We start from the raw sequence: 4,859 nt of genomic DNA, 5'->3' as shown, positions 1-4,859 counted from the left end.
CCACCTGCGGAAAAGGTTCTGTAAAAAAGGAACCTATAAAGGAAAGAACAGCTGCAAACCACATCTGAGTCACAGAGAGCACGGTGGTATCTACCTTTTGACTGTAAAAACCGGTGGAGCTGATATGAAAGGCAAACAACAGGGCACAAAGAAGAGAAAGAGAATCCCCTATACCGAGGGTCAGATCTTTCCCCAAAGAGATAAAGGCTATACCTGAAATACATATGAAAGCAGCTATGACAGAGTAAATATCAGGTTTCTTTTTGGTCATAAACCAGTAAATAAATGGAACCAAAATCACGTTGGTGGCTGTGAGGAAGGCATTTTTTGAAGGAGTAGTAAATTGCAGCCCCACTGTCTGAGATGCAAATGCGGTAAAAAGAAAAAAACCAACTACTGAACCGGCTTTTATATCTTCTCTGTTAATTTTTTTAAGTTTTTTTATAAAGATAATACTCATCAAGAGTGCTGCCATTCCAAATCTCAGAGCCATAGTGGTCAAAGGTAGAAAACCGCTGTCCAGTGCCATCTGGGTGGCTGTGAATCCCGATCCCCATATAACGGCCACCAGCAGAAGAGAACTGTCTGCCAAAAGACTATTTTGATTTTTATTCATTAAATCCTCCTAAAAATGATTGCTGTATTTTGTGGAATAAAAAAATTGAACACTAAGTTCATAAACCATTGTAGTTTCTAACTTTTAAGATGTCAATTTATTTTTTTTAATTTAAAAATAAGGTTATTTATTGACAAAAAATATTTTAAATGATAGGCTCTTTATTAGGAATGGGATCAAGCTGGAATAACTGAGAGCCAGTATTCTGAAGCTACACCTTATATTTTTATTGGAAATACTCGCATGCGACGATACACAATAAATCTACTGTAGCGGGTAAATAAAAGACAGGCATTCAAAATTGGATTAATTATCTCCTAAGAGGTAAGTCCGGTTTTGAATACCTGTTTTTTTATATGTCGCTCAAGACTTTTATTACTTTTCCCACTGCTACTAGATTTTCTCCGGGGCCGATAAAAATAGGAGGATAGTTCGGGTTGTCACTCATGAGGGCTACATACTGACTGCTAACTTTTATTCTTTTGACATAAGCTTCATCATTTAGTAAAAATGCTCCTATCTCTCCGTCTCTTATCTCCACATCTTTTCTGCATATGATGACCGATCCGTCTTTTATGTTTGGCTCCATAGAGTCACCCCATACATTTACAGCGAAGACTTCCTGGGCGTTTTTTATTCCCGGGATAGACAGGTAATCTGTCACTTCTCCGTCGTTTATAGCCCCTATACCGGCGCTGATTCTCTCATACACAGGTATTGCCCTTGTCAATGTGAGACTTTCCTTAAGGTCGGTATTTCCCTTTATAGTTTCAACCTCTGTCAGCTCTTTTTTCAGTTTTGAAAGCTCCTTCATTATAATATTTGGAGTTCTCTCTAAGGCAGCGAGATATTTCAGGATCTCGGTTTCTTTCTCATCTAGCTGGAGTCCCTCTGCTATTTTGTCTAGGACCTCTACGCTAGGGGGGTTTTTTACTTCTCCTCTTTCGATGGTATTAAAATATGACTGGGTTATACCGATTGATTTTGCAAACTTATTCTGACTATATCCCAGTTTGTTTCTTCTATCTTTAAGGAATTTTTTAAAATCCATACTCTCATCTCCTTATACATACTTATAGTTAAGTATAGTATTTTTCCAGTATATTTTCAAGTTTTTATAGATTTTTAGAGATAAACAAAACAAACCTATTGACAAACATAGATAACGAGACTATACTAGTTATATATAAATATAGATAACTCTTAAGGGTGGTGGGTGTTTTGAAAATCAGAATAAAAAATGAAAAATGGTTGGTCTCTTTTGACACGATAATTTTAGAGTGTGACATTGAAAAAAATGATAACCTCTTTGTAGTAACCTTTTCCCTTGAAAATAAAAGAATAAGACTAAAAACCCACTACCTTGATGAGACTTTTAAGACACTGGAGAAAATATTTAACAGGAGGAGCGGCTATAACTACTGTTAGACTCATTGTGCTTTTGGGGATGCTATATCTTTCAGAGATTGATTTTTCTGGGATTTCACAGTTTGACAAAATAAAAATCTTAATATATAGTAAGTAGTAACCCTACTTACTTTTTTTATTTTTTGAGTAGGAGTTTAGAGGGGAAGAATTATATGAAAATATCTATACTGGGAAGCGGAAGCTCTGGAAATGCTACCTTTCTCGAAGTTGACGGATTTAAATTTTTGGTTGATGCAGGTTTTAGCGGTAAAAAATTGAAAGAAAAAATGCAACTTATAGGGGAAAGAATAGAGGAGATAGGGGCTCTGCTCATAACTCACGAACATCTTGACCATATATTGGGAGCCGGAGTTCTCTCTAGAAAATATAATATCCCTATATATATAACTCCTGAGAGCTATAAGGCCTGTACAGAAAAGCTGGGTAAGATCTCTGGTGAAAATTTAATGCTAATCGATGGAGAATTTAATCTCGGAAACACTGTGAAGGTAACTCCTTTTGATGTTATGCATGATGCTGAAAGAACAATAGGTTTTAAGGTAGAAAACAGCCGGGGGAAAAAACTGGCTATTTCCACAGATATAGGCTATATAAATAATATAGTAAGGGATCATTTTAAGGATGTGAACATAGTAGTAATAGAGTGCAACTATGATTATCAGATGCTCATGAGCTGCTCCTACCCGTGGGATCTAAAGGCTAGGGTAAAAGGAAGGAACGGCCATCTTTCGAATATCGATGCTGCCAAGTTCATAGGGGACATAAACCACCCTGGGCTGGAAAAAGTATATCTAGCTCATGTGAGCCGGGACAGCAATACCTACGAAATGGCTATGGCTACTGTGAGAGAGGAACTTCAGAGGCAGTGTATAGATGTGGAGATTGAGATAGCGTATCAGGAAAAGAATACAAATATATTTAAGGTATAGTGGTGATGAAATTGGAGATTAGAGAATTGTGGGAAGAGCTGAAGTTTGACTTAGGCGGGATGAAAATACCCAGATTAGACGGAACAAAAGATAAGAAAATCCTTCTAGGAGGAGGGAACACAAGGGGTGAAATTTTATTTATAGGGGATGATCCCGACCTTTTTGAAGATGAAACTATGAGGGTTCTTCCGGGAACCAGCGGAGAATTTTTTATAAAATTATGTGATCTGGCAGACCTGTCTCCTGAAAAATACTATATAACCAACCTTTCCAAAAGCATTCTCAAATGGAGAGAGCTTTCTGAAGAGGAACAGGGGGTTATGAAAGAGTATCTAGACATGCAGATCGCCCTTATAAAACCAAAAATAATAGTGGCATTGGGACCGGAAGTGGTGAGTGTCCTTCTTAAAGAAGAATCAAATATATCAAGTATAAGAGGGAAAGTCTACAACTGGGAAGGGGATATAAAAGTCATTCCTACCTATGACCCGGGATATGTGAAACGTGTGAGAGGCGTAGACGGGAAAAAAGCCAGGCCTGCTGTGGAATTCTGGAATGATCTGAAAATGATAAAAAGTGAGCTTTGAAAACCGGTCCTGCATCTGCAGGGCTGTTTTGTATCTTTAAAAATAAAATTTTGATGTTTTATGGCATAGAAATTAACAAGTTCTCATTAGGTTGAAAAATGGAAAATGATGTGATAAAATATTTAGTGAATTTCATATAAAATCGGGAGGTATTATCGTGGCAGGACACAGTAAATGGTCTAATATAAAGCATAGAAAAGGAGCTCAAGACAAGAAAAGAGCAAAATTATTCACAAAACTTGGAAAAGAGCTGACAATATCTGCAAAAGAAGGCGGAGGGGATATAAACTTCAACCCTAGACTGAGACTGGCCCTAGAGAAAGCAAGAGCAGGAAACATGCCAAAAGATAATATAGATAGAGCAGTAAAAAAAGGTACCGGGGAACTCGAAGGTGTAGAGTATGTAGAGATAAGATATGAGGGATACGGGCCATCAGGAACGGCTTTTATAGTAGAGGTGGTAACTGATAATAAAAACAGATCGGCAGCTTCAGTAAGATCTGCTTTTTCCAAAAAAGGCGGAAATTTGGGAGCCGACGGAGCTGTAGCTTGGATGTTTAATAAAAACGGAGTTATAGCAATACCGTCTGAAGGAATAGACGAAGAGGAACTTATGATGACTGCACTAGAAGCCGGGGCAGAGGATGTGAAGCTTGAAGGAGAGACTTATGAAGTAATTACATCTCCTGCAGATTTCCAGTCTGTTTTGGATTCCCTTGTGGAAGCTGGATACAAGTATGAAGAAGCAGAGGTAACAATGATCCCTGAAAACCGGGTAGAAATAACAGACGAGGATACGGCGAAGAAAGTTTTTGATCTCTACGAAGCTCTAGAAGATATTGATGATGTAGATGATGTATATTCAAACTTTGATATTCCAGATGAGATAATGGAAAAACTAATGGGATAAACTTATGAAAAGATCTGTAATTTACAGGTCTTTTTATTTTTCAGAAATTGTTACGATTATATTTTTTATATCTTCATAATTAAGTAAGGTATAAAAAGAGACGGCATAAAGCCGTCTCTTGCTGTTTTTATATTAGTATTTTTTCATTAATTCTTTGATTGTAGTTACTACATCTTCAGCTTTTACATCCATTGTTTCACCGGTTCTTCTTATCTTGATTTCCAAAATACCTTCTTCTGCCTGTTTTCCAGAAACAACTTTAAAAGGGAATCCTATAAGATCTACATCTTTAAACTTAAATCCAGGTCTTTCATTTCTGTCGTCTAGCACCGTATCTATTCCTGCTTCAAGAAGTTCGGTATATACCTTTTCTCCTAGAGCTACCTGAT

7 protein-coding genes are annotated in these 4,859 nt (G+C 37.1%); 4 read left to right on the top strand and 3 right to left on the bottom strand.

Features of this window, described 5'->3' with window-relative positions:
• Positions 1-616 (bottom strand): DMT family transporter (locus ABZA26_RS07780; RefSeq protein ID WP_372713954.1); only part of this gene is annotated, 616 nt, incomplete at its 3' end.
• Positions 617-968: 352 nt separating this feature from the next.
• Positions 969-1,667, bottom strand: a complete 699-nt coding sequence (locus ABZA26_RS07775) for a helix-turn-helix domain-containing protein (protein WP_372713953.1) — start codon at positions 1,665-1,667, stop codon at positions 969-971.
• A 170-nt stretch (positions 1,668-1,837) separates the two neighbouring features.
• Between ABZA26_RS07775 and ABZA26_RS07770 the strand changes: the two genes are divergently transcribed.
• The 4 genes from ABZA26_RS07770 (at position 1,838) to ABZA26_RS07755 (ending at position 4,470) form a co-directional block, all read left to right on the top strand.
• On the top strand, positions 1,838-2,044 hold the full coding sequence (locus tag ABZA26_RS07770) for a hypothetical protein (RefSeq protein ID WP_372713952.1): 207 nt from the start codon (positions 1,838-1,840) through the stop codon (positions 2,042-2,044).
• Between the two features lie 152 nt (positions 2,045-2,196).
• The gene (locus ABZA26_RS07765; protein ID WP_372713951.1) at positions 2,197-2,973 is read left to right on the top strand and encodes an MBL fold metallo-hydrolase; all 777 of its coding nucleotides are present in this window, start codon (positions 2,197-2,199) and stop codon (positions 2,971-2,973) included.
• 5 nt (positions 2,974-2,978) lie between these two features.
• Positions 2,979-3,560: a uracil-DNA glycosylase gene (locus ABZA26_RS07760; RefSeq protein ID WP_372713949.1), complete on the top strand. Its 582-nt coding sequence runs from the start codon at positions 2,979-2,981 to the stop codon at positions 3,558-3,560.
• 157 nt (positions 3,561-3,717) lie between these two features.
• Positions 3,718-4,470 (top strand): YebC/PmpR family DNA-binding transcriptional regulator, encoded by a 753-nt coding sequence (locus ABZA26_RS07755; RefSeq protein ID WP_372713948.1) that lies wholly within the window; start codon positions 3,718-3,720, stop codon positions 4,468-4,470.
• A gap of 132 nt (positions 4,471-4,602) precedes the next feature.
• Here the strand turns inward: ABZA26_RS07755 and ABZA26_RS07750 are convergent.
• A partial coding sequence (locus ABZA26_RS07750; RefSeq protein WP_372713947.1) for a His/Gly/Thr/Pro-type tRNA ligase C-terminal domain-containing protein occupies positions 4,603-4,859 on the bottom strand: 257 nt, incomplete at its 5' end.

Source organism: Ilyobacter sp., assembly GCF_041583315.1.
GTDB lineage: Bacteria > Fusobacteriota > Fusobacteriia > Fusobacteriales > Fusobacteriaceae > Ilyobacter.
Note: the sequence above shows the minus strand (reverse complement) of the source record. Positions and strands in the feature narration are given on the sequence as shown.